Origin of the sequence: Archangium violaceum Cb vi76, from assembly GCF_000733295.1 — a bacterium.
GTDB classification, from domain to species: domain Bacteria; phylum Myxococcota; class Myxococcia; order Myxococcales; family Myxococcaceae; genus Archangium; species Archangium violaceum.
Window position 1 is genome coordinate 102620 of the sequence record NZ_JPMI01000423.1, and the last position, 26116, is coordinate 128735.

General features: G+C 69.5%; 20 protein-coding genes. 12 read left to right on the forward strand and 8 right to left on the reverse strand.

Annotation, left to right across the window (positions count from 1 at the left end; translation table 11 throughout):
- Window positions 1–10 precede the first annotated feature (10 nt).
- Entirely contained in the window at window positions 11–3268 is a 3258-nt protein-coding gene (locus Q664_RS50215; protein WP_043414288.1) for a TonB-dependent receptor, read from the reverse strand.
- A gap of 60 nt (window positions 3269–3328) precedes the next feature.
- Window positions 3329–4615, reverse strand: a complete 1287-nt coding sequence (locus tag Q664_RS50220; RefSeq protein ID WP_152622832.1) for a M14 family metallopeptidase — start codon at window positions 4613–4615, stop codon at window positions 3329–3331.
- Between the two features lie 62 nt (window positions 4616–4677).
- Between Q664_RS50220 and Q664_RS50225 the strand changes: the two genes are divergently transcribed.
- Genes Q664_RS50225 through Q664_RS50240 form a run of 4 tightly spaced genes read left to right on the forward strand, consistent with a single transcriptional unit; the run spans window position 4678 to window position 8700 of the window.
- On the forward strand, window positions 4678–6039 hold the full coding sequence (locus Q664_RS50225) for an alanine/glycine:cation symporter family protein (protein WP_043414293.1): 1362 nt from the start codon (window positions 4678–4680) through the stop codon (window positions 6037–6039).
- Between the two features lie 32 nt (window positions 6040–6071).
- A complete protein-coding gene (gene sitA6, locus Q664_RS50230) occupies window positions 6072–6755 on the forward strand; it encodes a SitA6 family polymorphic toxin lipoprotein (protein WP_235217189.1) in 684 nt (227 codons plus the stop codon).
- A 20-nt stretch (window positions 6756–6775) separates the two neighbouring features.
- Window positions 6776–7498: a SitI6 family double-CXXCG motif immunity protein gene (gene sitI6, locus Q664_RS50235; RefSeq protein WP_043414297.1), complete on the forward strand. Its 723-nt coding sequence runs from the start codon at window positions 6776–6778 to the stop codon at window positions 7496–7498.
- Window positions 7499–7509: 11 nt separating this feature from the next.
- On the forward strand, window positions 7510–8700 hold the full coding sequence (locus Q664_RS50240; protein WP_043414299.1) for a glycosyltransferase: 1191 nt from the start codon (window positions 7510–7512) through the stop codon (window positions 8698–8700).
- Here the strand turns inward: Q664_RS50240 and Q664_RS50245 are convergent.
- A complete protein-coding gene (locus tag Q664_RS50245; protein ID WP_043414302.1) occupies window positions 8637–9845 on the reverse strand; it encodes a glycosyltransferase family 4 protein in 1209 nt (402 codons plus the stop codon). The two genes, Q664_RS50240 and Q664_RS50245, sit on opposite strands and share 64 nt — an antisense overlap.
- Before the next feature lie 105 nt (window positions 9846–9950).
- Here Q664_RS50245 and Q664_RS50250 point away from each other — a divergent pair, with 105 nt between their 5' ends.
- From Q664_RS50250 to Q664_RS50260, 3 genes are read left to right on the forward strand one after another with little or no spacing between them, the layout of a single operon-like run.
- The gene (locus Q664_RS50250) at window positions 9951–10901 is read left to right on the forward strand and encodes a hypothetical protein (protein ID WP_043414305.1); all 951 of its coding nucleotides are present in this window, start codon (window positions 9951–9953) and stop codon (window positions 10899–10901) included.
- Window positions 10902–10935: 34 nt separating this feature from the next.
- Window positions 10936–11346 (forward strand): hypothetical protein, encoded by a 411-nt coding sequence (locus tag Q664_RS50255; RefSeq protein ID WP_152622833.1) that lies wholly within the window; start codon window positions 10936–10938, stop codon window positions 11344–11346.
- Between the two features lie 3 nt (window positions 11347–11349).
- A complete protein-coding gene (locus tag Q664_RS50260) occupies window positions 11350–12342 on the forward strand; it encodes a hypothetical protein (protein ID WP_043414311.1) in 993 nt (330 codons plus the stop codon).
- Here Q664_RS50260 and Q664_RS50265 read toward each other — a convergent pair.
- On the reverse strand, window positions 12332–13534 hold the full coding sequence (locus Q664_RS50265; RefSeq protein ID WP_043414313.1) for a DUF819 family protein: 1203 nt from the start codon (window positions 13532–13534) through the stop codon (window positions 12332–12334). The two genes, Q664_RS50260 and Q664_RS50265, sit on opposite strands and share 11 nt — an antisense overlap.
- Window positions 13531–14556, reverse strand: coding sequence for a dipeptide epimerase (locus Q664_RS50270; protein WP_043414316.1), 1026 nt, complete (start codon window positions 14554–14556; stop codon window positions 13531–13533). The genes Q664_RS50265 and Q664_RS50270 overlap by 4 nt, the downstream gene beginning before the upstream one ends.
- 46 nt (window positions 14557–14602) lie before the next feature.
- Here Q664_RS50270 and Q664_RS50275 point away from each other — a divergent pair, with 46 nt between their 5' ends.
- Both Q664_RS50275 and Q664_RS50280 read left to right on the forward strand, forming a co-directional pair.
- Window positions 14603–16012 (forward strand): M20/M25/M40 family metallo-hydrolase, encoded by a 1410-nt coding sequence (locus tag Q664_RS50275; RefSeq protein ID WP_043414319.1) that lies wholly within the window; start codon window positions 14603–14605, stop codon window positions 16010–16012.
- A 148-nt stretch (window positions 16013–16160) separates the two neighbouring features.
- Entirely contained in the window at window positions 16161–17309 is a 1149-nt protein-coding gene (locus Q664_RS50280) for a peptidase C39 family protein (protein WP_043414322.1), read from the forward strand.
- 48 nt (window positions 17310–17357) lie between these two features.
- On the opposite strand, the gene Q664_RS50285 is transcribed toward Q664_RS50280, so the two are convergent.
- The 3 genes from Q664_RS50285 to Q664_RS50295 all read right to left on the reverse strand — a co-directional run bounded on the left by Q664_RS50285 (window position 17358) and on the right by Q664_RS50295 (window position 21631).
- A complete protein-coding gene (locus Q664_RS50285) occupies window positions 17358–18788 on the reverse strand; it encodes a glycosyltransferase family 39 protein (protein WP_084611011.1) in 1431 nt (476 codons plus the stop codon).
- A gap of 75 nt (window positions 18789–18863) precedes the next feature.
- Window positions 18864–19265, reverse strand: a complete 402-nt coding sequence (locus Q664_RS50290; RefSeq protein ID WP_043414325.1) for a hypothetical protein — start codon at window positions 19263–19265, stop codon at window positions 18864–18866.
- A gap of 104 nt (window positions 19266–19369) precedes the next feature.
- The gene (locus Q664_RS50295) at window positions 19370–21631 is read right to left on the reverse strand and encodes a di-heme oxidoreductase family protein (RefSeq protein WP_043414327.1); all 2262 of its coding nucleotides are present in this window, start codon (window positions 21629–21631) and stop codon (window positions 19370–19372) included.
- A 743-nt stretch (window positions 21632–22374) separates the two neighbouring features.
- Between Q664_RS50295 and Q664_RS50305 the strand changes: the two genes are divergently transcribed.
- Genes Q664_RS50305 through Q664_RS50315 form a run of 3 tightly spaced genes read left to right on the forward strand, consistent with a single transcriptional unit; the run spans window position 22375 to window position 26116 of the window.
- Window positions 22375–23607 (forward strand): ROK family transcriptional regulator, encoded by a 1233-nt coding sequence (locus tag Q664_RS50305; protein WP_043414333.1) that lies wholly within the window; start codon window positions 22375–22377, stop codon window positions 23605–23607.
- On the forward strand, window positions 23604–24452 hold the full coding sequence (locus Q664_RS50310; protein WP_043414335.1) for a glycoside hydrolase family 16 protein: 849 nt from the start codon (window positions 23604–23606) through the stop codon (window positions 24450–24452). The genes Q664_RS50305 and Q664_RS50310 overlap by 4 nt, the downstream gene beginning before the upstream one ends.
- Window positions 24449–26116: an ABC transporter substrate-binding protein gene (locus Q664_RS50315; RefSeq protein WP_052519713.1), complete on the forward strand. Its 1668-nt coding sequence runs from the start codon at window positions 24449–24451 to the stop codon at window positions 26114–26116. Before Q664_RS50310 ends, Q664_RS50315 begins: the two co-directional genes overlap by 4 nt.

Genomic DNA, 26116 nt, shown 5'->3' on the forward strand with positions numbered 1-26116 from the left:
GGAGCGTGTCTCAGAAGCTCAGCTTCATGCCGAAGCGGATGGAGCGGGGCGCCTGATACGCGATGGGCTTCTTGAAGTTGGGGTTGATGTCCGCGTTGGTGATGGCCTGCGGGCTGTCCAGCGGAGCGGTGGTGACGTAGACGCGGCAGTCGGGGCTGGGCGAGTCCGTGCGGCAGGCCTCGAGGTCCGCCGGCTTGCCATTCACCTCGATGGGGTGCACGCGCGTGGTGGTGAAGACCTGATCCCTCGCCGTCACCTCCTGGAAGTTGAAGATGTTGAAGACGTCCAGGGAGAGGCTGAGCGCGTAGTTGCCCGCGAGCTTCTTGGTGACGCCCAGGTGACCATCCGTGTTGTGGACCCAGGGCAGCCGGCCCGCGCTGCCACGCGGCAGGATGAACGTCTCCGCGCCACTGCGGCGGGGGTGGAAGCCCAGGTAGTTGAGCGGAGCACCCGAGCGGCTGCGCCAACCGCCGCCGATGTCGAGGCTCAGGTCCTTGGCCAGCCGGAACTCCTTGGCGCCGAAGATCTTGATGGCGTGCGTGCGGTCACCCGGCAGCGGACCATCGCGGTTGATGGTGAGCGACTTCAGGTCGAAGTCGCGCGTCAGGTTGGGGGAGATCTGCCCGGTGTCCGCGCGGAAGAGGCCCGAGTAGTTGCCGCGCAGCGAGGACCACGTGTAGCTGACCTGCGCCAGCCAGCCGTCCGAGAAGCTCTTGGTGTAGTAGGCGTTCACCGCGTCGTAGTCGCGGCGGGCCAGCGGGAAGTCCGTGGCGAAGCCCTTGCCCGGGTTGCCCAGGAAGAAGGTGGTGCCGTCGTCGCGGCTCATGTCCTCGATGACGTCGTTGAGGTAGCGCCGGGTGTACTGGAGGCCCACGCGCCCGAGCAGCACCTCGTACTCGGCACCCAGGACGAACTCGTCGCTGGACTGGGCGCGGATGTTCGGATCCACCGACACCCGGTCACCGCCCTCGCCGCCCCAGAACTGGTTGGGGTTCTCCGGGTTGCCGATGGCCTGACGGTTGGAGTTCACGTTGCAGTCGCCGCCCTCGACGAGGTCCGCGGGGTCGCGCGGGTCACACCGGGGCGCGTTGTACGTGGCCGTCAGCAGCTGCTGCTGGGGGAAGGACAGGTCCGCCATGTCCAGCGGGACGTTCTCGTAGAAGCGCGCGTAGTTGGCGTAGAGCTTCGAGCGGCCCTGCTGGGTGAAGTCGTAGATGACGCCGACGCGGGGCGACCACTGGTTGGGCAGGTTCAGGCCCATCTTGCCGTCCAGGCCCCAGATGGTCTGCGTGTCGTAGCGCACGCCCACGTTGACCGTCACCTTGTCCATGATGGACCAGCTGTCCTGCACGAAGCCGCCCACCGTCGCCGAGGCGGTGGTGCCCTCCTTGAAGGGCAGCGGCACGATGGTGTCCGGGCCGCTCAGGTAGCCGTACTGGTTGAGCGTGAAGAAGCACGCGCCGCTGGTGCACTCCTGCCAGGGAGCGCCGCCGGTGCGCGCGCGCTTGTTGTAGAAGCTCGCGCCCTCGGCATCGAAGCCGGCCTTGATGACGTGGTGGCCGAGCGCCTCGAGCAGGAACGTGCCCACCGCCTTGCCCTGGTAGCGGTCCAGCTCCGACATGCTGATGGTGCCGGGGCCACCGCTGGCGTACGAGGCGACGGGGCAGCGGGTCGCGGACATATCCGCGGGCATCCCCGCGGGCGAGTCACAAACGGAGGGGTCCGCGAGCTGCTCGAACTCGGTGATGCTGTGGTAGTCGCGCACCGTCCTGCCGCCGCTCACGCTGCGCGTGCGCCGCCAGGCGATGTTGGACTGCGCGGAGAGCCCCTGGCCGGTGCCGAGCCCCGAGCCGTCCGACGGAAGGATGGAGGCGTTCTGGTGGTGCCAGCCGACCGTCGCGTCCAGCAGCAGCTTCTTGTCGAAGAAGGAGGAGGTCTGCTTGGCCACGATGTCCATCGCGCCACCGGTGCGGCGGGTGGCGATGGCCTCATAGGCGCCCTGGACGTACGCGGTGCAGGACAGCCCGCTGCACACCTCGGGCGCGCCATCGCGGCTGAAGGAGTACCGGCCCTCGCCGCCCGACCAGGTGGGCGTGCCATACACGGACAGCGACAGGTTGTGGTCCGGGTTGAAGAGATAGGTGAGCTTGCCGATGTACTGCACGGTCCGCTCGTCCGCGAAGCGATCCGTCCGGGCGCCCGGGATGGGCGTGGCGACCTGGAAGCGCGTCTCCGGGTCGATGCGGGCGGCACCCACGGCGCTGCAACCGTTCGCCGCATCCACCGCGGTGCAGATGTCCAGGGTGCTGAGCTGCCGCGACACCTGGATGCGGGTGAAGGAGGGCGCCGCGCCGGCGTAGAACCACAGCTTGTCCTTGAGGATGGGGCCACCGACCTCGAAGCCGAAGTCGCCCTGGTTCCACGGCGTGCCCTGGGCGGAGATGACGCTGCCAGCCTGCTGGATGGCCGGACCGGCCGACTGCAGGAAGCCCGGGGCGAAGTTGCCGAACACCGAGCCGTGGAACTCGTTGGAGCCGGACTTGGTGACCACGTTCATCACGCCGCCCGTGGAGCGGCCGTACTCGGGCATGTAGCCACCGGTGATGACGTTGACCTCCTTGACGAACTCCACCGAGAGCGGCGTGCCGATGGTGCCCACGGCCGGGTCGTTCACCGACAGGCCATCCACCACGAACTGGTTCTCCGGCGAGGTGCCACCGTTGATGCTCACGCCGTAGGTGTCCTCCTGCGCGCCCGGCGCCATCTCGGCCAGCGACTCGAAGGAGCGCGAGGCCGAGCCCTTCGAGCCCGGCCGGCTCACCGCGAGGTTCCTCAGGATGGCGGCGTCGATGTTCAGGCCCGACGCGCTCGAGGCCACATCCACCGTGGGCGGAGCCGCCGTGACGGTGATGTCCTCGCTCAGGCCGCCCTCGGGCAGCATCTCCACGTTGAAGCGGATGGTGCGGTCGATGCGCAGCTGGATGTCACCGCGCGAATAGGGACGGAAGCCATCGGCATCCACCCGGATGGTGTAGTTGCCCGACGGCAGCTGCGGAATCCGGTACTGGCCGCTGGCGTCGGAGAGCACCGTCTGCTCGCCCTGAAGGCTCGGAGACGTGACCGTCACCACCGCGTCCTGCAGTGGCTTCTTGTCGGCCGAGTTGATGATTTTGCCGGTGATGACCGCCGTGCCCTGGGCCCATGCGCTGGACCCGAGCAGCAACAGCAGGACACACCACGCGCGAGCAAGTCGAACGTGCGAAGACAAGATGCTGACCCCTCCTGGGAAGTGGGGCGCACATTAGTCACATTTTCGAAACTTGGGAATTCAACGCTCGTATCGAATGATTCGCTCCACGCGGTAATTCCCTGGCGGCTCCACCGGCCGCAGCAGCATGAGCTCCGCGGGCAGGCCCACCCGAAGCGAGAGCTCACCGCGGGGCGGCAGGGGCAGCGTGTCCCCTACCCTCACGTCCCGGGAAGGCAGCGGCACGGCGGTGAGGCCGGTGCCATCCACCTCCTCCACGGCGCCGTAGACGCGCAGGTCGCCCAGCTCCTCGAGGGAGCCCGAGAGCACGACGGAGGCCGAGCCCTCGCGGGTGCGCACCGCCTGCGCCGCGGCCACGCCCACGTCCGCGAGGAAGGCGTCTCCCGCCTCTCCATGGATGTAGGCGCCGCGGATGACGAGGTGCAGCATGCCCTTGCTGTCATTGAGGGGGATGGACTCGTAGCGCTCGAGGTCCGCGTGCTCCACCGCCCCCGTGGAGAGGGCTTCCAGGGCGGACACCAGGGCCACGAAGTTGAGCCGGAGCAGCGGCTCGTCGGGCTCGGCCGAGGGCCAGGGGCCGGTCTCGATGAGCACGGTGGGAGTGCCCCAGCGCACCAGGTTGTCGCCGAAGGCGCGGACCTCGAAGGAGTCGTCGTAGCGGCCGATCTGCCCGGGGGCGAGCGGCTCGAGGGCGTCCCGGATGACGGCGCAGACCTTCTTGGCGAGCACCCGGCCCGGGTTGTCGCTACGCGACGCGTCGAAGGGAGGCGCGAGCAGGGAGATGGAGGCGGGCCGGCGCGAGCCATCCCCCACGGCCGTGCGCCAGCTCTGGTTGTGGAGGTTGAAGCCGAGCGACGGCTGGAGCCTGTCGCGGAGCGCCTTGAGGGTGCGGCCCTCGGGCGTCTGGAGCGCGAGCGCGTCGCGGTTGACGTCGATGCCCTGGGCGTTGCGCCGCTGGAAGCGCTCGGCGCCGTCGGGGTTGAGCATGGGCACGGCGTGCAGGGTGAGCGCGGAGAGCAACCGGGCCACGCGGGGGTGCTGGCGGTGGAGACGGAGGTACTCGAAGAGGTCCAACAGGGCGGTGGTGGCGGTGGGCTCGTCCCCGTGCATCTGGGACCAGAGGAGGATGTGGCGGGGGCCGGAGCCCACGCGGACGAGGTGGAGCGGGCGTCCTTCCACGGAGCGTCCTACCTCTTCCACAGTGAAGAGGTCCGGCGCCGACTGGGCGAGCCGGCGGAGCTGAGCCTGCACGTGGGGGTGGCGGACGAGCGCGGGGGTCGGGAGGCCCTGGAGGCGGACGTCGGCCCAGAGGGCGAAGAGCTCCTGAGGAGTGGCGGGGGCGGTCACGATGATCCTCTCTTTATCCGGTGGGTGCCCCGGAGGCGCGGATGGGATTATGACGGGACTCCATGCTGCCCGAACCCATCCGCAACGCGATCGACGTAGCCAGTAATGCCGTCTGGGGCCCCTGGACGATGGCCCTCTTGCTGGGAACTGGTGTGTTCCTGACGATCCGGCTGCGCTTCGTCCAGGTCATGCGCTTCCGGGAAGGGCTGCGGGCCATGGTGCCGGCCCAGGCGAGCGGCGCCGGGACGCTGAGCCCCTTCCAGGCCTTCATGACGGCGCTCGGCGCGTCGATTGGTACGGGCAACATCGCGGGTGTGGCCACGGCCATCGTGAGCGGCGGACCGGGCGCGCTGTTCTGGATCTGGGTGTACGGCTTCTTCGCCACGACCATCAAGTTCTGCGAGGCGGTGTTGGGCATCCAGTATCGCAAGGTGCACGGGGACCGGCTGTCGGCGGGGCCCATGCACTACCTGAAGGACGGGCTCGGCTCGCCGAAGCTGGCGTGGCTCTACGCGGTCATCGCGGGCGTGGCGGCGCTCACGACGACGCCCTTCACCCAGCCCAACTCCATCGCCGTGGTGTGGCAGAGCCAGTTCGCCATTCCGCCGTGGGCCTCGGGCGTGGCGCTCGCGATCCTCACATGGCTGGTGGTGATTGGCGGCGTGAAGAGCATTGGCCGCGCGGCCGAGAAGCTCGCGCCGCTGAAGGTGGTGCTGTACCTGGCCGGAGGGCTCATCGTCATCCTCACGCACGCCGCGCAGTTGCCGTCGGTGTTCGCGCTCATCGTGCGCGAGGCGTTCTCCATGGAGGCCGCGGGAGGCGGTGTGCTCGGGGTGGGGATGATGACGGCGATGCGGTATGGAATCGCCCGGGGCATCTACGCCAACGAGGCGGGGTACGGCACGGCGGCGGTGGCGTACGGCACGGCGCGGACGGATGCCCCGGTGAAGCAGGGGCTCCAGGCGGTGATGGAGGTATTCATCGTTTCGTGCGTCACCTCGACCATCAGCGCGCTGGTGATCCTGGCGAGCGGCGCGTGGACGTCCGGGCTCACGAGCACGGCGGTGGTGGCTCAGGCCTTCAACACGGCGATTCCCACGGTGGGTGGATGGGTGGTGGCCTTCTGCGCCTTCCTGTTCGGCTACACCACGCTGATCGGCTGGGCCTACTACGGCGAGCAGTTCCTCGAGTACGCCTTCGGCCTGCGCATCACCAAACCCTACCGGTGGATCTACTGCGGCCTGGTCGTCTTCGGGGCCATGGGCAAGGTGGAGACCATCTGGGCCTGGGGAGACCTGATGAATGGCTTGCAGGTGTTCCCCAACCTCGTGGGACTGATTGGCTTGAGCGGCGTGGCGGCCTCGGTGCTGCGCAAACCCAAGGCCGGGGAGCCCCAGGTGAGCACCCCCGCGCCCATGGCCTGAACTGGCATTCTCAAGAGAGCAGCATCGGCTAAATGAGCCTTCTGACTTCCGTGAAATGGCTGGCGCTCTTCGGGGTGCTGCTGAACGCCTGTGTTACCGCGCCCCCCGTACACGAGGACGGCGCAACGCTCGACGCTGTATCCTCGTGGGAGGAGGCCCGCGCGGACCCGAGCTGCGTGGTGCCGTTGTGTGAAGAGGAGCGCTGTGCTCTCTGGTGGTGTCAGGACGTGGTGGAGGTGGAGGACCGCCCGGTACTGCTGGCCTTCGCGCATGGCACTCTGCATCCGCCTCCCAATCCCACCCGCTGGTGGGGACGCCCGCTGGCCGCTCCCGGCGGCAAGGAGGCCATCTTCGAAATCCCCTGGCACAACTGGAACATCCGCGGCCAGTACGCGCCCAAGGCGCTGCGTGCCCCGTGCATCCCCTCTCGGGAGCCCCTCGAAAAGCATCACATCTTTCCGCAGGAGAAGTTCCTGGCCGAATGGTTTGACCGCAAGGGCATCAAAATTCATGCCTTCACCATGCGGCTCCCCAAAAGCGTTCATTCCTGGCTGCACAGCGGTGGACCCAGAGGAGGTCAATGGAATGAGGCCTGGCGGCAATTCGTGATACAGAACAAGGACACTGCCACCCAGGAAGACATCTGGCGGCATGCTTTCGAGCTCATGAACCGGTTCTATCTGAATGGTGCTCTCGCCTCCTATTACTGCGGCTGAGACAGGCAAGACGCCCACACATGCGCTATTTCAAAATCGAGGAAGACAGGGCCGCGGGATACACGGGCTACATCGACGGCACGCACAAGTGGGGGCTTCCGGGCATCATCTGCCCTGCCTGCAAGGCCATCTGGAGTTCTGGCTCCAAGGCATACCCCTCAGTGGATCTGACCCCAGTGGAATCCCTGGCTGACTTCGAGGAAGCCCGGCCCGAGCCCGTAGACGAGTATGACCGGTTGTGTGGGTTGATACGTCCCCTACTCCCTCCGGGAGCCATGCTCGAGCCCGGAGCCGGGTTTGGGCCCATCGAGGGCAAGGCCCAGGGCCGATTCGGGCAGTTCGTCTCTCCCGTTCCCTGGGTCCTGTTGATACAGCGCGAGGCGCTGGAAAAGCTCCATGCCGAGGGCCTGCGTGGGCTCAAGGGGTGTCCCACCTCCCTACGTTTCCGGCAGCGCGCATCACCCGATCTGCTCGAGTTGGAAATACTCCCCGTCGGCAAGGTGCACCCGCACTGTCTGCCCTCGAATCGCAAGCCTCCCTGCGCTCGTTGTGGCCACCACCGCGTCCCCCTGCCTGCTGAGCCCCTGCTGGACGCCTTCACGCTTCCCAGCCACCTGGACCTGTTCCGCCTGGAGGACTACTCCTCCGTCATCGTCAGCACCGAGCGCTTCGCCGACGCCTGCAAGCGCCTGGGCCTGGACGGCGTGGTCTTCCGGCCCCTGCCCACCCGAAGCCACGAATAGGATGCCGCCCCATGCCGAGCGGCCCACGCATCCTCCTCATCGCGGAACGGTTTCCTCCTGACCTGGGAGGACTCGCGCGCAGCGGCGCCCGAACAGCGGGCTCCCTGGCCCGATTGAACGCCCAGGTGGACGTCCTCACCTGGACCCGGACCCTGCCCCCCGGCGCCCTCCAGTCGCTCGACGGGGGCGAGGTCGCCGCCTCCGCGCGCGGGGCCACGCTGCACCGGCTCGGACTCTTCGGCCAGACAGACACCTCCATGCAGCACACGCTCGACGTGCTCGACCATCTGCACTCGCGGCGCCGCTACCAGCTCGTCTGGGGGCACTACCTCTCGCCCCCGGGCTTCATGGCCGTCACCTTCGCCGGGCTCGCTGGCATTCCCTCCACCGTCAGCGCCCGCGGCAACGACGTGGACCAGGCCATGTTCCCCCCGGGTGACTTCGCCCGCCTCCTCTGGACGCTCCAGCGCGCCACCGTCCTCACCGCCGCCTCGGGGGACCTCGGACGCAAGATGGCCATGCTGCTCGGGCGAGACCCGGGCGTCGAGGTCATCCCCAACGCCGTGGACACCACCGTCTTCCACCCCGGCCCGGCGGACCCCGCGCTGCGCGAGCGGCTCGGCATCCAACCCGGTGAGCTCGTGCTCTGCTTCTCCGGGGAGCTGCGCCACAAGAAGGGCGTTCCCTTCCTCCTGTCCGCCCTCACCGAGGTGCGCAAGGTGCGGCCCGCCTGTCTGCTCGTCATCGGCGAGGTGCGCTCGCGCGAGCAGGAGCACCTCACCGCCTTCCGCGCCGAGCACCCCGAGGCCGCCGCGCGCATCCTCGTCACCGGCCGGCTCGATGCGCCCGAGGACGTGGCCGCCCACCTGCGGCTGTGCGACGTCTACCTCCAGCCCTCTCTCTGGGATGGCATGCCCAACGCGATGCTCGAGGCCATGGCGTGTGCTCGCCTCGTCGTCGCCAGCGACGCGGGCGGCATCCCCGAGGCCATCGACACCGGGCACAACGGCTTCCTCGTGCCCAAGGCGCTCCTCAACCACCTGGGACAGGCGCTCGTCGACGTGCTGAGCCTGCCCGAGGAGCGAAAGGCCGCCATCGGCGCCGCGGCCCGCGCCCGCATCGAGGAGCGCTTTCAGGCTCAGGCCGAGGCCGCGGCGCTCCAGCGCGTGCTGGACCGCACCATCCCGAAGGCCTCCTCGTAGGCCACCACCAACGACTCCTGCGCCCGCGCCCAGGTGAAGTCGCGCTCGACGTGGGCCCGCCCCTGCTGACTCATGCGGAGACCGAGCGCCGGGTCCGCCCTCAACGAGCGCACCGCCTCGGCGATGGCCTTGGGCGAGCCCGGGCGCACGAGGAACGCGTGCACCCCGTGCTCCGCCACCGCGCGCACCACGGGCATGTCACTCGCCACCACCGGCGTGCCCGAGGCCATCGCCTCCAGCAGCTTCAGCGGGCAGCACCCCTGCACGAGGTTGCGATCATTGGGCGGCAGCGGCACCAGCACCACGTCACAGGCATGGTGGAGCCTGGCCAGCTCCGCCTGAGGCAGCGCGTCGAGCAGCTCCACCGCGCCCTCGCCCACCAGCTCTCCACACATGTCCAGCAGCTCGCGGCGCTGCTCCCGGCGCGTGGGACCCACCAGGGTGAGCAGTACCGGAATGTCACGGCGCAGCAGCCGGCACGCTTCGATGGCGTGGTGCACGCCCTGCCACGAGGTCATCGTCCCGCTGTAGAGCAGGCGCACGGGCCGCTCCGCCCAGGGCCGCGGCGGCTGGTACGTGAAGAGTCCGGTGTCCACTCCGTTGGGGATGACACGGATGCGGCCCGGCGCCACGCCGCGTGACTCCAGGTGGCGCGCCGTCACCGCGCTCGGAGTGAGGAGCAGGTCCGCCTTCTCCAGACACACGTCCTCCTGCGCCACCAGCTTGCGCAGCAGCTCGTCGTCCTCGGCCACCGCGGGCGCGTGGTACTTCAGCTCGATGGAGGGCAGGCCATTCACCTCGAACACCAGGTGCTCGGTGAGCTGCTCCTTGCGCCGGGCGATGGGGTAGCCCTCGAAGATGGAGCGCACGTGCACCACGGACGCCCGCTCCCGTCCGCGCCACCACGCCGCGAGCTCACCCCGGAAGCACATGGCCTGCTGGATGAGGTCCGGCCCCTGGGCCCGCATCGGATGGAAGCGGACGCCCTCGGGGGGCGGCTCTCCTGCCTCGCCTCCGATGGCCAGCAGATCCAACCCGCCAAAGGCCTGGCCGAGCGCCTCGACGAAGGCGCGGATGTGGACCGCCGCTCCCTTGGGCGCGGGAAAGCGGTCGAAGGACGCGTAAATGATTCCGGAGGAGGACACGGCCCATGCAGTATCCCGCCTGGGGAGCACGGCACCAACCCCCTGATTGACCCGTGGGAGGGTGGACTCCTACGCTCCTCCTCCCTTTCACTCCGAGAGCGGACCTTGGCCGTCGACGTCACTCAGTTCAGCAACGAGCCCATCTACCGCGCCACCGTCCCCTGCCCCCAGATCATCGAAGACCTCCAGCAGTTGAAGGAGATCGATGCCCTCAAGGAGAAGCAGCAGGCCCGGGCCACGAAAGTGGGCACCCTCATGCTGGCCGCGGGCGTGCTGTGCCTGTTCGTGGGCTTCATGATGATGGACGGTGAAGGAGCCGGAATGCCGCTGGCCTGGGCCGGAACGGCGCTGGCGATCGTGGGCATCGGCGCATTCATCGTGCGCGCCAACCACCAGCGGCTCAACCTGGAGAACCGGCGCTACGAGCTGGCCTCGCGCCTGGTGGGGCTGCTCCAGGCCGATATCGCTCCAGGCGAGCCGGTGACGCTCGAGCTCGACCTGCGCCCGGAGACGCACCCGGACAAGTACCAGAACGAGAGCCGGACCCCGAGCGGCTGGAACGTGAAGCACTACCTGGACCCGTGGCTCTCCCTGCAGGCACGGCTGCTGGATGGGACGCACGTCCGCCTGGAGATGACCGAGCGCGTCCAGTTGCGCAAACGGACGAAGCACACCGGCCGGAAGACGAAGTTCCAGAGCAAGCAGAAGTCGGATGCGTTGCTGCGCGTACGGCTTCGGGTGAAGCCCGAGCGCTACCAGCACCTCGACCGGCTCGGAGCCCAGGCCGAGGGGGCCGTGCAGCTCCTCAAGGGCACCCAGCTCAAGGGGCTCACCGTGGAGGCGGACCGCGTCGACATGACGCTCCACCTGGCCTCGCCGTGGGCCGCGAGCAACGAGCCCCCTCCGGGCCCCGAGAGCAACCCTGGCAACAGGAGCCCCGGACCCAGGCCGCTGAACGGCCAACGGGTGGTGGCGATGGCGTTGCTGAGCCTCTACCAGATCCTCAACCTGTCACGTGCCCTCGACAAGAAGGCCGTGCACGCGCGCGCGGGCTGAGCCACGCGGCGCCGCCAGGAAATCGCAAGCACCCATGTCCCCTTCCCCTCGCGAGATGCTCGGTGCCTGTCAGGAGAGAGCCGGGTTCCTCTTCGCGCATGACTGCCCCCGGCCCGCCATCCAGCGGTGCGCGCAGTGCGACAAGCCCATCTGCGCCGAGCACGGCCATCCGTGGAACGGGCAGCAGGCCTGCACCGAGTGCTTCAAGGCCACCCGCCGGGAGGAGGCCCAGTCCTCGAAGTTCCGTCGCGCCCCCGCGGGCGCGGACGACGACCCCTACCTCTATTCCAGCTACTACTACCGGGGCTACGGCTACTACGGCCACGGCCACTGGGGCCATGAGCTCTTCAACGACCCCAACGACTTCACCGAAGCCGATGGCCAGGCCCTGCGCCAACGCGCCCGGGAGCAGCGCGAGTTCGAGGAGGACATGGGCGGAAGCTGAGCCATGAGCGGGGAACGCTGGCTCCTGTACGCGCTCGGCGGAGGCATGGGGCACCTCACGCGCGCCGTGGCACTCGGGCGCGCGGCCCGGAGGCGGGGCCACCGGGTGGAAGTCGTCACGAACAGTCCCTTCGCTCCCCGGCTGCCGCTGGAGTCAGAGCTGGGCGAGGGCAATGTCCACCGGCTCGGCGCGGAGCTCGACAAGCACGCCGTGCGCGAATCCATCGAGCGGCTGCTCGACCGTGTCCGCCCCGAGGTGCTCGTCGTGGACACCTTCCCGCGCGGGCTCGGCGGGGAGCTCGCGCCGCTGCTGCCCGGGATGAAGGCGCACAAGGTGCTCGTGCACCGGGATCTGCACCCGGACTACGTCGAGCGCTTCGGGCTGGAGCGGTTCATCGACACCTTCGACCGGCTGCTCGTCCCCGGCGAGCCCGCGCCCTTCGCCCACCACCCGCGCGCGGTGAGCACACCGCCGTGGCTGCTGCTCGATGCCGGGGAGTTGCTGGATGTCCCCACCGCGCGGAGGACACTGGGCGTGCCCGCCGGAGAGGAGACGGTGCCCGTGGTGGCCGTGCTCGCCTGTGGCAGGCCCGAGGAAGTGGACGAGTCCTCGGCGCTCGCGGAGAGGCTCCAGCGTATGCCCGGCCCGCACGCCTTCGTCCGGCTGTTGTCTCCCAGCGCGCCACGAAAGCTCTGGCCCGCGCTGTCGGTCATGCGAGGCATCGACGTCCTGGTGGGCGCGGGCGGCTACAACACCGTCCAGGAGGCGCGCGCCACGGGGACACCGCTGGTGGCCATCGCCCGGCCCCGGCTCTATGACCGGCAGGCGCTGCGGCTCCGGGATTCCGAGCGGATCTCCACGCTCGACGAAGCCCTCGAGCGTGTGAGGGAGCTGCTGCGGAGCGGCTCCACGTCATGCCCCGAGCGGCCCGTGCCCACCTACGTCAACGGGACCCATGAGGCGGTGCGGCTCATCGAGACGAGTCTCAGTGGATGATCCGGTGCACCTGCTCCAGCAGCACCGCGCACACCAATCCACCGTAGGTGCCCAGCACGTAGCCGGCCACCGCCAGCATGACGCCCACCGGCGCGAGCGACGGGTGGAAGGCCGCCGCCACCACGGACGCCGAGGCTGCTCCGCCCACGTTGGCCTGTGAGCCCACGGCCGCGAAGAAGATGGGCGCTCGCAACAGCCGCCGCGTCCCCATGATGAAGGCCGCGTGGATGACCATCCACACCATGCCCACCGCCACCAGCGCGGGCGCGTCCAGCAGCCGCCGGAAATCAGCCTTGGCGCCAATGGTCATCACCAGCACGTAGAGGAACAGCATGCCCACCCGGCTGGCTCCAGCGCCCTCCAGCTTGCGCAGCGGGGTGAAGGACATCGCCACGCCCACCGTCGTCACCAGGAGCACCACCCAGGTGAAGCCCGTGATGATGGTGCCGATGTCCGGCAGGTGCTTCGCCACCGCCGTGCACGCCACCGTGGTGCCAAACCCCAGGGTGAGGATCCACACCAGATCCGTCAGGCTCGCGGGCCGCAGCACCGAGGCCTGGAAGCGCTCCACCTGCTCGCGCACCACGTCGATGGCCCGCCGGTCCGCGCCCATGCGCGTGTCCATGGCCAGCTCGCGGCCCGCGAAGTAGAGCAGCACGGCCGTCCACATGTTCGACACGCCCACGTCCACCACCACCATCATGCTCAGCGTGCTGTCCTGCGTCCCGACGCTCTTCCCGATGGCCACGAAGTTGGCGCTGCCACCAATCCAGGAGCCACTGAGCGCCGCCAGCCCCTTCCAAGCCTGCTCGCCGAGGTCCGCCGGCACCAGCCAGCCCAGCAGCAGGTAGGCAATGGGCCCCCCGAGGACGATACCCGCCGTCCCCGCCAGGAAGAGCCACACCGCGCTGCGCCCCAGCCGGGAGATGGCCGGCAGATCCATCGACAGCACCTGGAGCACCAGGCTCGTGGGCAGCAGGTACGCCGACACGAAGCCGTAGAGCTCCGACTTCGTGGGGATGAGGCCCGTGTTCGACAGCAGCGTGGGCACGAAATAGACGAACACCAGGATGGGCACGACCTTGAAGACGCGCCCCACCACCGGGTGCCGCTCGGCGTAGAAGAGCAGCGCCAGCACGGCCAGCAGCACCGCGAGCACCGCCATGGGACTCTGGATGAGCGGCTCGGTCATGGAGTGGAGCGCGGCTCCACGCCGAGTCCGGGTCCGTCACCCAGGCGGATGCGCCCGTCCACCACCGGGTGCCCCTGGAAGGGGTCCTCCGAGATGAGCAGGTTGCCGTCCAGGTCCAGCCAGTCCACCAGGGGCCCCAGGTGCGCGCCAGCGGCGATGCCCACCGACGTCTCCACCATGCACCCCAGCATGATCTTCAGCCCACAGGAGCGCGCCGTCTCGATGATGCGCAGCGCCTCGCGGATGCCGCCGCACTTCTGCAGCTTCACGTTGATGCCGTGGTAGCCCTCGGCCAGCTTCGGCACGTCCGAGGCCATCATCAACGCCTCGTCGGCCACCAGCGGCAGCGGCGAGCGCTGACGCAGCCACTTCGCGCCCTCGACATCCGCCGCCGGCAGCGGCTGCTCCACCAGCTCCACGCCCTGCGTCGCCAGCCACTCGATGTGCTTCAACGCCTCGTCCGGCTTCCACGCCTCGTTGGCATCCACCCGCACCGTCTTGGACGTGGCGGCCCGCACCGCCCCGAACATCTCGCGCACCGACTGCGCGCCGAGCTTGATCTTCAACACCGGGTACGGCTCGGCCTCACGCACCTTCTGGGCCATGGTCGCCGGGTCGTCGATGCCAATGGAGAACGACGTGATGGGCATGCGCGCCGGATCCAACCCGAGCATCCGGTAGAGCGGCACCCCGAGGCGCTTGCCCGCCAGGTCGTGCAGCGCGATATCCAGCGCCGCCTTCGCCGCGTGGTTTCCCGGCAGGGCCTCCTCGATGCGCTCGGACAGGACGCGGAAATGACGCGGGTCGCCATCGAGCGCCGGGGCGAGCTTCGCGAGCGCGGCCGTCACCGTCTCGGCGGACTCTCCGTAGCGCACGTTGGGGGCGGCCTCGCCGCGGCCTACGAGGTTACCCTCACGCAGCTCGACGATGACATTGCGCTTCGACGTGCTGGTCCCCCGCGCGATCGTCCAGGCGTGGCGGAGGGGCAGCTCGATGACTCGGACATCCATCGGAAGTGACATGCGATGAGCCTCCCAGGGCGAGCGGCCATTACCATAGACTGAGAATATGCGCCCCCTGTTCTTCGCTCTCGCCCTCCTGGCCGTGCCGGGTTGCGGCCACGCCGCCGCCCCGTCCCGAAGCGCCCCGCCCCGCGCGGCCGAGGAGATGCGCACGCTGCTCTCCGAGCTCATCGCCGTGGACACCTCCAACCCGCCGGGCAACGAGACCGCCGCCGCCCAGGTGGCCGCGCGGTGGCTGCGCGAGGCGGGCATCGAGTCCCAGCTCTTCGAACCCGTGCCCGGACGCGCCCACCTGATCGCCCGGCTGAAGGGCAGCGGCGCCGCTCGCCCCGTGCTGGTGCTCGCCCACCTGGACACGGTCCCCGCGAAACGCGAGGAGTGGGCGTCGGAGCCGTGGACGCTCACCGAGCGCGATGGCTTCCTCTATGGACGCGGCGTCCAGGACAACAAGGGCATGGCCGCGGCCAGCGTGCTGGCGTTGCGCAGGCTCAAGAGTGACAAGGTGAAGCTGAAGCGCGACGTGGTGCTGGTGCTCAGCGCGGACGAGGAGGCGGGTGGCAAGGCCGGCATCGACAAGCTGTTGGAGGCCCACCCCGAGCTGCGCGAGGCGGAGCTCGCCATCAACGAGGGCGGCCTCACGGAGCTGTCCGAGGACCGCGGCCGGGTGCGCTTCGTCAACCTCCAGGCCGCGGAGCGGGTGTCGCGCAACGTGACGCTGAAGGCCACGGGCCCTGGCGGCCACTCCTCCGTCCCGCCGGCCGCGCCCAATCCGATGGTGCGACTGGCGGCGGCGGTGGCCCGCGTCGGCTCGCTCACCTTCCCCACCCGGCTCACGCCCGTCACCCGGCTGAACGTGGAGGGCCGCGTGAAGGTGACGGGCGGCGAGCTGGGCGAGGCCCTGAAGCGGCTCGCGGCCTCGCCGGACAACCCGCCCCAGGAGGCGGTGGATGCCATTGCCCGGTTGGAGCCGGCCCTGGCCGCCGTACTGCGCACCACCTGCGTGCCCACCGTCTTCAACGCCGGCACCCGGCCCAACGTCATCCCCGCCACCGCCGAGGCCACCATCAACTGCCGGCTGCTCCCGGACGAGGACATCCAGGCGTTCCGCGCCCGGCTCGTCGAGGCGGTGGGGGACAAGGACATCCAGGTGGAGCTGAACATGACGCCGCCGGACTCGCCCGCCTCGCCGGTGGGGGACAACGCGATGTTCCGGGCCGCCACGGCCGCCGCGAAGAAGGTGTGGCCGGGCGCCCCCGTCTTCCCGCGCATGTCCACCGGCACCACCGAGTCCACCACCCTGCGCCGCGCGGGCATCCACGCCTACGGAATCGATCTGTTCGCCCTCACGCCGGACGACGCGCGCACGGCCCACGCGCCCAACGAGCGCATCCCCTCGGCCTCGCTCCAGCCCGGCGCCGAGTTCGTCTACCAACTCGTGTCCGAGCTGGCGAAGTAACCCCCCGTCCCCCTTCCCCGGCAGCATCCGAGCGAGCCTCATGACAACCCCGACGAAGACCCGGCATCCGCTGTTTCTGGTCCTATTGGCATCCACGCTGACGGCCTGCACGTGGCAGGCCCGGCCCACACCCGAGGAGCAAGGCCCGGTGGCGAAGATCTGGAGGAAGAGCGCGCAGACGCGTGACTTCGAGCGCTTCACCCGCGAGGGCACCGCGCTCACCCCGGACGGGACGCTCGAGCTCGACACGGCCACGGCCCGCTCCGAGGCCGATCCGTTCCCCAGCCACACGCCGCCCAACGCGCAGACGCCGCTGCCCGCGGGCAGCTACGTCTTCGGCAGTGCCGCCTCGGAGGAGCACACCATCACGGGCGGCTTCGACAACGTGGTGCCCTCGTTCGACGTGCTGACGCCTCCGGGCACGTGGGTGCGGCTGACGCTCGCGGCGCGCGTCGAGGGCGAGTGGACGAAGGACTACGACTTCGGCGTCTGGGCCTTCGACAACGGCACCGTGGTGCGCCACAGCAAGGACCGGCAGGAGGACGAGCGCGGCAAGGTCTTCACCGACACGCTGGTGCTCAAGAAGAAGGCGGACGGGCTGCGGATGAAGGTGTGGCTCTTCTCCTCCAAGCCCGGGGTGAGCCCGCGCGTGCGTGCGCTGACGGCGGCGATGACGGACTCGGCCCGCAGGGCCGCGGACGAGCCCTCGGACAAGCGCGCCTGGGGCACGGTGCTGGAGGTGCCGGGCCGCTCGCAGATGCTCTACCCGCCCAAGGGCGGCGTCTGGTGCTCGCCCACCTCGGTGTCGATGATTCTCGCGTACTGGGGCCAGAAGCTGGGCCGCAACGAGCTCGTGGTGCCGGTGCCCGTGGCGGCCGAGTACACGTATGACACGGTGTATGACGGCACGGGCAACTGGCCCTTCAACACCGCGTACGGCTCGGCCATCGGGGACGGAGCGCTGCACGGGCTGGTGGCACGCTTCGACTCGTTCGCGCAGCTGGAGCGGCTCATCGCCGAGGGGATTCCCGTCAGCATCAGCATCGCCTACGAGAAGGGGGAGCTGAGCGGCTCGCCCGTCCAGCGCTCGGACGGGCACCTCATCGTGGTGAAGGGCTTCACGCCGGAGGGGGATGTCATCTGCAACGACCCCGCCTTCCCCAACGACGAGCTCGTGAACGTGACGTACAAGCGCGAGGAGCTGCTGAAGGCGTGGGACCACTCCCGCCGCTCGGCGTACGTGTTGTGGCCCTCGGGCTCCAGCCTGCCCGCGGGCGCGCTCACCTTCGTGCAGTGAGACAGACCCAGGCGCTCCGTTCCCATGCTCGGAGCGCCTGCGTCACCTTCACGGCCCGGAAGGAGTCGTGAGCAGCTCCCCGGAGCCGCGCCCGGAGGGGCAGCGCTTCCAGAGCACCGCCCCGCCCCACCGCCGCAGGACGCAGAACCCGGCGGCCTCGACCTGCCGCTCCCCGAGCGCCGTTCCATTCACGAGCACGTGGGAGAACCGTGTCTCCGTGAGCGGGCCGAGCAGTTCCCCCACCTGATGCTCGGGACGCACGAGCAGGGGCACGTCGCGGTGCAGGTAGAAGCGGCCGCTGATGTTCCATTCCTGCTGGCCCGCGACGATGAGCCCGGTGAGTGAGTCATCCCGCCCGGCGAAGACGAGCGCGTCGATCTGCTCCGTGGCCAACCCCTTCGGCATCTGCACGGTGGCCGCCGCCAGCGAGGAGAGCGCATACGCCCCCACGAGTCCGCCCATAGCCCATCGGGTGCGGACCCGCTGCGAGAGGGTGCGCCAGGCCGGTCCAGCGGCGAGGAGCACGAAGAGCGGCAGCAGCGGCGCCAGGAAGCGGAGCTCCTTGTGCGCGAGCAGCGACATCACCCCGAGGTAGAAGAGGAAGGAGCCCCCGAGCAGATCCCTCCGGGCCAGCCCGCGCCCGAAGTGCCAGGCGAGCAGCAGCGGCACCATGCCCACCAGCTTGGGCAGGTACCACCACGCGGGCTGCGTGCCGAACTTCTCCGAGCCTCCGCTGAGGATGTTGAACTCGAAGTACTTCCAGAGCGTGTGCCACGGCGCGCCCCAGGTGAGCCAGTCGAGCAGGCCGAGCGCCAGGAGCACTCCGCCCACGCCCAGCGCGCCGCCCGCCAGCGAGCGCCAGCGCCGCGCCATCAGCAGGCTCACGGCGATGGGCACGCCGAACACCGCCGAGGGGTAGCGCACCACGAAGGCCAGGCCCAACAGCACACCACTCCAGAAGCCCTCGCGCAGGCCGTCCCGGGCGCGGGCGCGCCAGGCCCACAGGAGTGAGCCGAGCAATGGGGCCACGCTCAGCGAATCCGCCAGGGGCCTCGCGGCGTAGAGGAGCCACCCACCCCAGGTGACGTGGACGGCCGCCGCCAGGAGCGCGGGCTCGCGGCCATCCCGCTCCTCGACGAGCCGGAACAGCGCCACGGTGCCCCACGCCTGCGCGGCGGCACAGCAGGCCCACACCACCGCGGCCATCGCCCACGGGTGCTCGAGTCCCATCCGCCCACACACCGCGAGCACGCCCCCGAGCACCCCGGGGACGGCCCAGTTGCGCAGACCCTCCACCCACTCCCAGGCCGGGAGCCAATACCCGAAGGCCAGCCCATGGGCCGGCTCCAGGAACTGGAAGACCTCGTCCGGGTGCTGCCGGCCTCGCTTGAGCGCCACCACCGCGACGGCGAGCAGCGCGCCCAGGACGGCGATTCTCCGTTCCCACGCGACGGGCTTCGGGGTTGAAGAAGGATTCATCGGAGCGGGGGACGTCGGCACGGGCCGCGCAGATTGCCACGAAACGCCGCGTCGGGTGCTCGCCCGCTCGCCTGACTAGCCGTCCTGGACGAGGTACTTCAGCAACTCGTCCTCATCCTTCGAGATCAGCCGCTCGACGCCGTCGTGCCGGGCATGACGCTGGATCTGCATCATGCCCACGGTGCTCCGCACGAGCACACCGACCCTCCGGAAGCCGCCAACCCACAGGGGGCGGAGCCGCCCCATGGCCGCTTCGAACTGGGGATCATTCCGGCCGGGCGTGGCCCGGAGATCGGCGAGGAGCCCATACTTCGAGCGCCCCAGCTCATCCAGGACGGCACCGAGCCGGGCGAAGATGCCCTCGAGCTCCTCGAGCACATCGAGCGGCTTCTCGCTGCGAACGGTGCGGACGATGCCCGTGCGATCATCGACGAGCACGGTGAAGTACTCGTCCTGGTAGACCTGCCTGCCGCTCATGAATGCCGCCCCATGGTGCGAACCCGCGGGCCTCCCTTTAACATCTGACGAGGGGGACCGCGCCACCAGCGGCACGGTCCCCCGGACAACGCTATTCGTACCGCTTACAGCGACTGCAGGAACCGCAACAGCGCGGCGCGCTCGGCGCTGGTCATCCGGACGAAGGACTGCTGCGCGGCCTGCGCCTCACCGCCGTGCCACAGGATGGCCTCGGTCAGGTTGCGCGCGCGGCCGTCGTGCAGGTAGGCCTCGCCACCGCTGATGCCCGCCGTCAGGCCGATGCCCCACAGCGGAGGCGTGCGCCACTCGGCGCCGGAGGCCTGGCCTTCCGGCAGGTTGTCCGCGAGGCCCGTGCCCATGTCGTGCAGCAGCAGGTCCGTGTACGGGCGGATGGCCTGGTTGCGCAGCTCCGCGTTCGGGTGGTAGGCGCTCGTGGTCAGCGACTCCGTGTGGCACTTCGTGCAGCCCGCGTTGCGGAACAGCGTCTCGCCCTGGAGGGCCTGGGTGTCGCGGTAGTCACGGCGCGCCGGGACACCGAGCAGGGCGATGTAGCGGGTGATCTTGTCCAGGTCCGTGTTGTTCAGCTCCGTGCTGGTGCCCCCGCAACCCGCCTGCGACGTGCCGCAGTCCAGCGTCGTGAAGACGGGGCTGGTGACGCCCATGTCGTTGCGGAACGCATCGGCGACCTGGTGGCGCACCTTCGCCGCGCCCGCCTTCCAGCCGAAGCGGCCCAGGCGCACGGCGCCCGTCTCCGGATCCGTCACCGTCTGCATGCGGCCGGAGATGCCGTCACCGTTGCTGTCGTTGGGGTCCGCCAGGGCGGCGATGGTCGTCTCGGGCACCGCCTCCAGCAGGCCCATGCCCACCAGTTGCGGCGTGATGCGCGCCGAGTAGTTCGTGGGCGTGACGTTCAGGAAGCTGTAGGTCGGCTTGCGCAGCTGGTAGGCCGTGCCGTCGGTGAACGTGCCGCTGGTGGTGGTCCAACCCGAGATGCGCACGTCGCCCTCGGGCGTGCCGCTGGTGCTGCGCGGCTGGATGCGGAAGCCGAGAGAAGGATCCGCGGTCACCGTGGTCCCACTGACGCGGCCCACCTTCACCGTGTAGTTGGTCAGCGAGGTGTTGACGGCGGGCGGCAGGCCGCGGCCGTTCTGCTTGTGGCAGGCGATGCAGGAGCGCGCGATGTAGTTGGGCCCGAGCTTGTTCGCATGAGCCGTGAGGGCGGGGTTGCCCGGCTCGGAGTGGCTGCCATCACCGAAGTCGGTGTGGTGGATGCGGCGGCCCTCGACGAAGGGCTGCGCGTTCGTGGGCGCCATGTTCAGCGCCATCTGCAGGAAGTGGTTGTCCGCCTCGTTGGACAGGTGCTGGTTGCCGGTGGTGCGGCCGCCGCTCTGGCCAATGGCCGGCATCGGGTAGGAGTCCTGGATGGCGCCGGAGACCTCGAGCGGCACGATGCCGCCGGTGCCCACCATGTACAGCATGATGGTGGAGTAGTAGTTGAAGCGGCCGTTCACGGGCTGGCGCAGGAAGACACCGATCTCCAGCTCCATCCGGTCACCGATGCGGATGGCGCGGCCCTCCTTGGCGTTGAAGTTGACGCTGGCGGTGTGCTGATAGTCGTTCACCCGAATGAAGTCCGCGTTGTGGAAGTACTCGGCCTCCGTGTTGAGGCCGCGGAAGAACGCGCGGAAGTCCGGGCTGTCATACGGGTAGATCGAGTAGAGGTTGACGATGATCTGGCTGCCACCCTTGGCCACCTGATCCACGATCTCGATCCAGTGCGTGCGGTTCTCGAAGTAGAGCGACAGGTAGTGGTCGTACGCCTGGTACTGGTCCTCGCGCGCATGGCGGTCACGGACGCGGTCACCCACGCGGGTGACGATGGCCGAGCCCGTGTCCTGCACCGTGGCCGGCTCCAGCGCCGTGCCGCTGTTGAACAGGGGCACGATGTTGCCCGGGTTGCCGCCCGTGCCGGCGTCGGTGCCACCGCCCGTGCCGGCGTCGGTGCCACCGCCCGTACCCGCGTCCGTGCCACCGCCCGTGCCGCTGTGCGTGTAGCGCGTCCAGGCCGTGTCCACGGCGCAGTTACATGCCGTGTCCCAGTAGGTGAAGAAGTAGTCGACGAAGTGGCCCGCGGCCAGGCCCGTCACCGTGAACTCGTTGCGGCCATTGGCGACCGTCATCCGCACGTTGAGCTGGCCACCGTTGTTGACCTTGTAGTGGATGTCCGCCCACGACGTGGTGTTCACGTAGAAGATCGCCGACGAGCCCGAGGGCTGGACCCCGAAGGTGGCCGCGGCGAGGGCACCTCCCGCCAACAGCGTGGCGAACACGAGTCCCACTGCCAATCCTGCAGCTTTGTTTCGCATATGGTTTTTCTCTCCGGTCGAGTCCTCCGCACGGGAACACGAGAAACTCCACCGTCCGAAGGAAGTACCCATGTTAGACTCGAAGTCTCGGATTCCTATAGAGTTCAGTAAACCCACCTAATATTGTTGGGTTCTCAACAGAAGTTTCATTTCGTGGCTGACGGCACAGCGCGGCGCGTCATGCGCGGATGCGTGCCCTCCCCCCACCTGCAACCACCGGGATACTTGCAATGGCTAGCAAGTCGCTGGTACTTTCTTCATCACTCGAACGAACTCGGGTGCCGTGGAGAGGGGCCGGGCTGGGGGTGTTTTCCTGACGCGGAGCGTCCAGGTTGACGCGGCGCGCAATGCCAGACAGGTTTCCGGCGGCATCCCGTTTCTTCGTTGTACGGACGAAGCCATTCAGTGGCGGAGGGGCGCGATGCACCGGCACGAGCGATTCGCGTGGACATGGGCGGCGGCGGGAGCGCTCTCGGTGCTGGGGCTGTACGGGTTCGAGGTCCCCTCAGGTGCATCCCCGGTGTCTTTCTCTGCCCGGGGCGCAACGGGTGGCGAGCAGGCCACCCCGCTGGAGGGCATGGGGCCAGCCGTCGAAGGCTTCGGGCTGAAATTGGAGGAAGTCCCGCTCACGACGGAGCCGAAGCGGTACACAATCGGCGCCAGCCGCGTCTCGGACGGGAAGAGGGGGGATGGCATGGGCTGCACCCCCGCTCCCGCGCGGCCGAATGGAGCGTGAGGGTACGATGAAAGTGGGAACGGCGGATACGGCGACGACGGTCGACGCGGCGGGCATGCGCGCGCAGAACAGCAGCCTGTTGCTGAACATGATCTGGCGCGAGCAGCAGCTGTCGCGGGCGGAGATCGCCCGGCGCACGGAGCTGAGCCCGTCCACCGTGTCCGCCATCGTCGCGGACCTGGAGCACTCCGGACTGGTGCGCAACATCGGCGCCGGGGTGTCGCGGGGTGGCCGCCGCCCGACCCTCATCGGCTTCTGTGATGACGCCTTCAGCATCATCGGCGTGGAGATGGGCGCCACGCACGTGACGGTCGTGCTCACGGATCTGCGCGGGCGCGTGCGCGCGCACCGGCACTCCCCCCACGCGGTGCGCGAGGATCCCAAGGGCACGCTCCAGAAGGTGCGGGAGCTGGTGCAGGAGTGCCTGGACGCCGAGCGCGTGCCGCGCCGCTCCGTGCTGGGCATGGGCGTGGCCGTGCCGAGCCCCGTGCACCCGTCCACCCCGGGCAAGCTGTCCCCGCTCATCGTGCCGGCGTGGCGCGACTACGACGTGCAGGAGTCGCTCAAGTCCGCCTTCAACATGCCGGTGTTCGTGGACAACGACGCCAACCTGGGCGCGCTGTCGGAGCGCTACTGGGGCGCGGGCGTGGGGGGCGAGGACCTGACGTACATCAAGCTGGGCACCGGTATTGGCGCCGGCTTCATCATCCACGGCGACGTCTACCGGGGCTCGGGCGGCACCGCCGGGGAGATCAGCCACATCGCCGTGGACCCGGCCGGCCAGCAGTGCGTGTGCGGGCTGCGCGGGTGCCTCGTCACCCTCATCGGCACCGGGCCGCTGCTGGAGCGGGCGCGGGAGCTGATGGGCCCGCGGGGCCGCCGTGCGCCCACGGTGCGTGAGCTGGTGGAAGGCGCGCGCTCGGGCGAGGCGGCCGCCCGGCAGGTCATCGACAGCCTGGGGCACTACCTGGGCATCGCCGTGGCGGGCCTGCTCAACCTGCTCAACCCGGCCATCGTCGTGCTCGGCGGTGAGATCTCCTCGGTGGGTGACTTGCTGCTGGATCCGTTGCGCGCCTCGGTGCGCAAGCGGGCGCTGTCCACCTCCATGGCGGAGACGCGCATCGTCACCTCCGCGCTGGGAGACCGGGCCATCGCGGTCGGCGCGGCCACCCTCGTGCTCCAGGCGGCGCTGCGCGACCGCTCCCTCTTTCCCCTCCAACACGTCCGGAAGACAGCATGACCCGACTCCGTCTCCTCCCGTGGCTCGCCGCCCTCTGCACGCTCGCATGTGATCCGGCGGCCAACCGGAGCATCAAGCCCGACGTGCCGAACACCCCCGGGCAGCCTGGCCCGGAATGGCAGCTGGTGTGGCAGGACGAGTTCGACGGTCCGGCCGGTACCCCGCCCTCCCCCGAGCGCTGGGTGCACGACGTGGGAGGACACGGCTGGGGCAACGAGCAGCTGGAGTTCGACACGGACAGGCCGGAGAACGCCTCGCTGGACGGCACCGGCAACCTGGTCATCACCGCGCGCAAGGAGAGCTACAGCGGCCGGAACTACACGTCCGCGCGCATCAACACGAGCGGGCGCTTCGAACAGACGTACGGCCGTTTCGAGGCGCGCATCCAGCAACCGGTGGGACGCGGCATCTGGCCGGCGTTCTGGCTGCTGGGGGCGAACATCGGCGAGGTGGGCTGGCCGGAGTGCGGGGAGATCGACATCATGGAGTACCGGGGCCAGCTGCCGGCCATCACCCGCGGCTCGCTGCACGGCCCGGGCTACTCCGGCGGAGGCAACATCGGCTCCGAGTTCGTCGTGAGCGGAGGGAAGCTCAACGAGGACTTCCACGTCTACGCCGTGGAGTGGGAGCCCAACCGCATCCGCTGGCTGCTGGACGGCAAGGCCTTCTTCGAGACGACGCCCGCGCGCCTGCCCGCCGGGACGCGGTGGGTGTTCGACAAGCCGCACTTCATCATCCTCAACGTGGCGGTGGGCGGAAACTACCTGGGGCCGCCGGACAGCACCACGGTGTTCCCGCAGCAGATGAAGGTGGACTACGTCCGCGTCTACACGAGGGCCCCGTGAAACCCGCGCTCCTGCTGGTGCCCGTCCTGGTGCTGGTGGTGGTGCTGCTGGTGGCCTGTACCTCCTCCTCCTCGGAGCCCCGTCCGCGGCAGCCGGGCACGCTGTTCGTCTCCGTGGAGCAGCAGAGCGCGTGGGTGCGCAACTTCAACCCGCTCTTCACCGGGGCGGGCGCGCGCTGGCCCACGCGGGCCGGCGTCTACGAGTGCATGGAGGTGTTCCTCCCCTCCTCCGGCGAGTGGACGCCCTGGCTGGCCACGGCGCACACCTGGTCCGAGGACCACCGGACGCTGCGCTTCACCCTGCGCGAGGGCGTGCGCTGGAGCGACGGCCGGCCCTTCACGGCCGAGGACGTGGCGTACACCTTCGAGCTGCTCGAGAAGCACCCCGCGCTGGACTCGGGTGGCGCGTGGCGCTTCCTGGAGGAGGTGCGCGCGGAGGGGACGCACGCGGTGGCGTTCCGGTTCTCGCGCGTCTACATCCCCGGCTTCTCGGAGCTGGCCCACCAGCCCATCGTCCCGCGCCACGTCTGGGAGAAGGTGGCGGATCCGGTGACGTTCACCAACCCGGAGCCGGTGGGCACGGGGCCCTTCACCCAGGTGAACGTCTTCCGCAACCAGGTGTACGAGATGGGGCGCAACCCCCACTACTGGCAGCCCGGCAAGCCGGCCGTCTCCGCGTTGCGCTTCCTCGCCTTCCCCACCAATGACCAGGCCAACCTGGCCCTGGTGGAGGGCGAGGTGGACTGGGCCGGCAACTTCGTGCCCGCGGTGGACCGCACCTTCGTCTCGAAGGATCCGGAGCACCACTCGCGCTGGTTCCCGCTCTACGGCAGCACGGTCTTCCTCTACCCCAACACCACGCGGCCGCCCTTCAACGATGTGCGCGTGCGCAAGGCGCTGAGCATGGCGTTGGACCGGGAGCGGCTGGTGGACATCGCCATGTACGGCTACACGCGCCCGGCGGACGCCACGGCCCTCAATGACTCCTATACGGGCTGGCGGGACGCCGAGGCCGCCAACGGCGCGTGGGTGCGCCATGACGAGGAGGCCGCCAACCGGCTGATGGACGAGGCGGGCCTCGCGCGCGGCCCGGATGGCCTGCGGCGCATGCCGGACGGACAGCCGCTGGAGCTGGAGCTGGAAGTGGTGGGCGGCTGGTCGGACTGGGTACGCGCGGGGCAGGTGCTGGTCCGTGACCTGCGCAAGCTGGGCATCCAGGCGCACCTCAAGACGTACGAGTTCAGCGCCTGGTACGCGCGCCTGCAGAAGGGGGAGTTCCAGCTCGCCATCGCCTGGTCGCTGGACGGTCCCACGCCGTACACCTTCTACAAGTGGCTGCTGTCGCCGCGCACGGTGCGCCCGGTGGGCGAGGTGGCCGCGGCCAACTGGCACCGCTTCGGCGACGTGGAGGCGGACGCGCTGCTGACGCGCTTCGAGACGGAGAGCTCGCCCGAGAAGCAGAAGGAGCTGATGGCCGGGGTGCAGCGGCGCTTCTCCGAGCTGGCGCCGGCCATTCCCCTCTTCCCCAACCCGTCCTGGGGCGAGGCCAGCACCAGGCGCTTCACCGGTTTCCCGGACGCGCGGAATCCCTACGCGCGCCTGTCCCCCCATGCCGAGCCCGACAGCCTGCTGGTGCTGACGCGGCTCGCCCCGAGGGAGCCCTGA

Coding starts and splice junctions, on each gene's coding strand:
- Q664_RS50310 (WP_043414335.1), top strand. CDS start 23,604: ATGACCCGACTCCGTCTCCTCCCGTGGCTCGCCGCCCTCTGCACGCTC.
- Q664_RS50285 (WP_084611011.1), bottom strand. CDS start 18,788: ATGAATCCTTCTTCAACCCCGAAGCCCGTCGCGTGGGAACGGAGAATC.
- Q664_RS50240 (WP_043414299.1), top strand. CDS start 7,510: ATGCCGAGCGGCCCACGCATCCTCCTCATCGCGGAACGGTTTCCTCCT.
- Q664_RS50290 (WP_043414325.1), bottom strand. CDS start 19,265: ATGAGCGGCAGGCAGGTCTACCAGGACGAGTACTTCACCGTGCTCGTC.
- Q664_RS50270 (WP_043414316.1), bottom strand. CDS start 14,556: ATGTCACTTCCGATGGATGTCCGAGTCATCGAGCTGCCCCTCCGCCAC.
- sitI6 (WP_043414297.1), top strand. CDS start 6,776: ATGCGCTATTTCAAAATCGAGGAAGACAGGGCCGCGGGATACACGGGC.
- Q664_RS50295 (WP_043414327.1), bottom strand. CDS start 21,631: ATGCGAAACAAAGCTGCAGGATTGGCAGTGGGACTCGTGTTCGCCACG.
- Q664_RS50255 (WP_152622833.1), top strand. CDS start 10,936: ATGTCCCCTTCCCCTCGCGAGATGCTCGGTGCCTGTCAGGAGAGAGCC.
- Q664_RS50305 (WP_043414333.1), top strand. CDS start 22,375: ATGAAAGTGGGAACGGCGGATACGGCGACGACGGTCGACGCGGCGGGC.
- Q664_RS50225 (WP_043414293.1), top strand. CDS start 4,678: ATGCTGCCCGAACCCATCCGCAACGCGATCGACGTAGCCAGTAATGCC.
- Q664_RS50275 (WP_043414319.1), top strand. CDS start 14,603: ATGCGCCCCCTGTTCTTCGCTCTCGCCCTCCTGGCCGTGCCGGGTTGC.
- Q664_RS50265 (WP_043414313.1), bottom strand. CDS start 13,534: ATGACCGAGCCGCTCATCCAGAGTCCCATGGCGGTGCTCGCGGTGCTG.
- sitA6 (WP_235217189.1), top strand. CDS start 6,072: ATGAGCCTTCTGACTTCCGTGAAATGGCTGGCGCTCTTCGGGGTGCTG.
- Q664_RS50260 (WP_043414311.1), top strand. CDS start 11,350: ATGAGCGGGGAACGCTGGCTCCTGTACGCGCTCGGCGGAGGCATGGGG.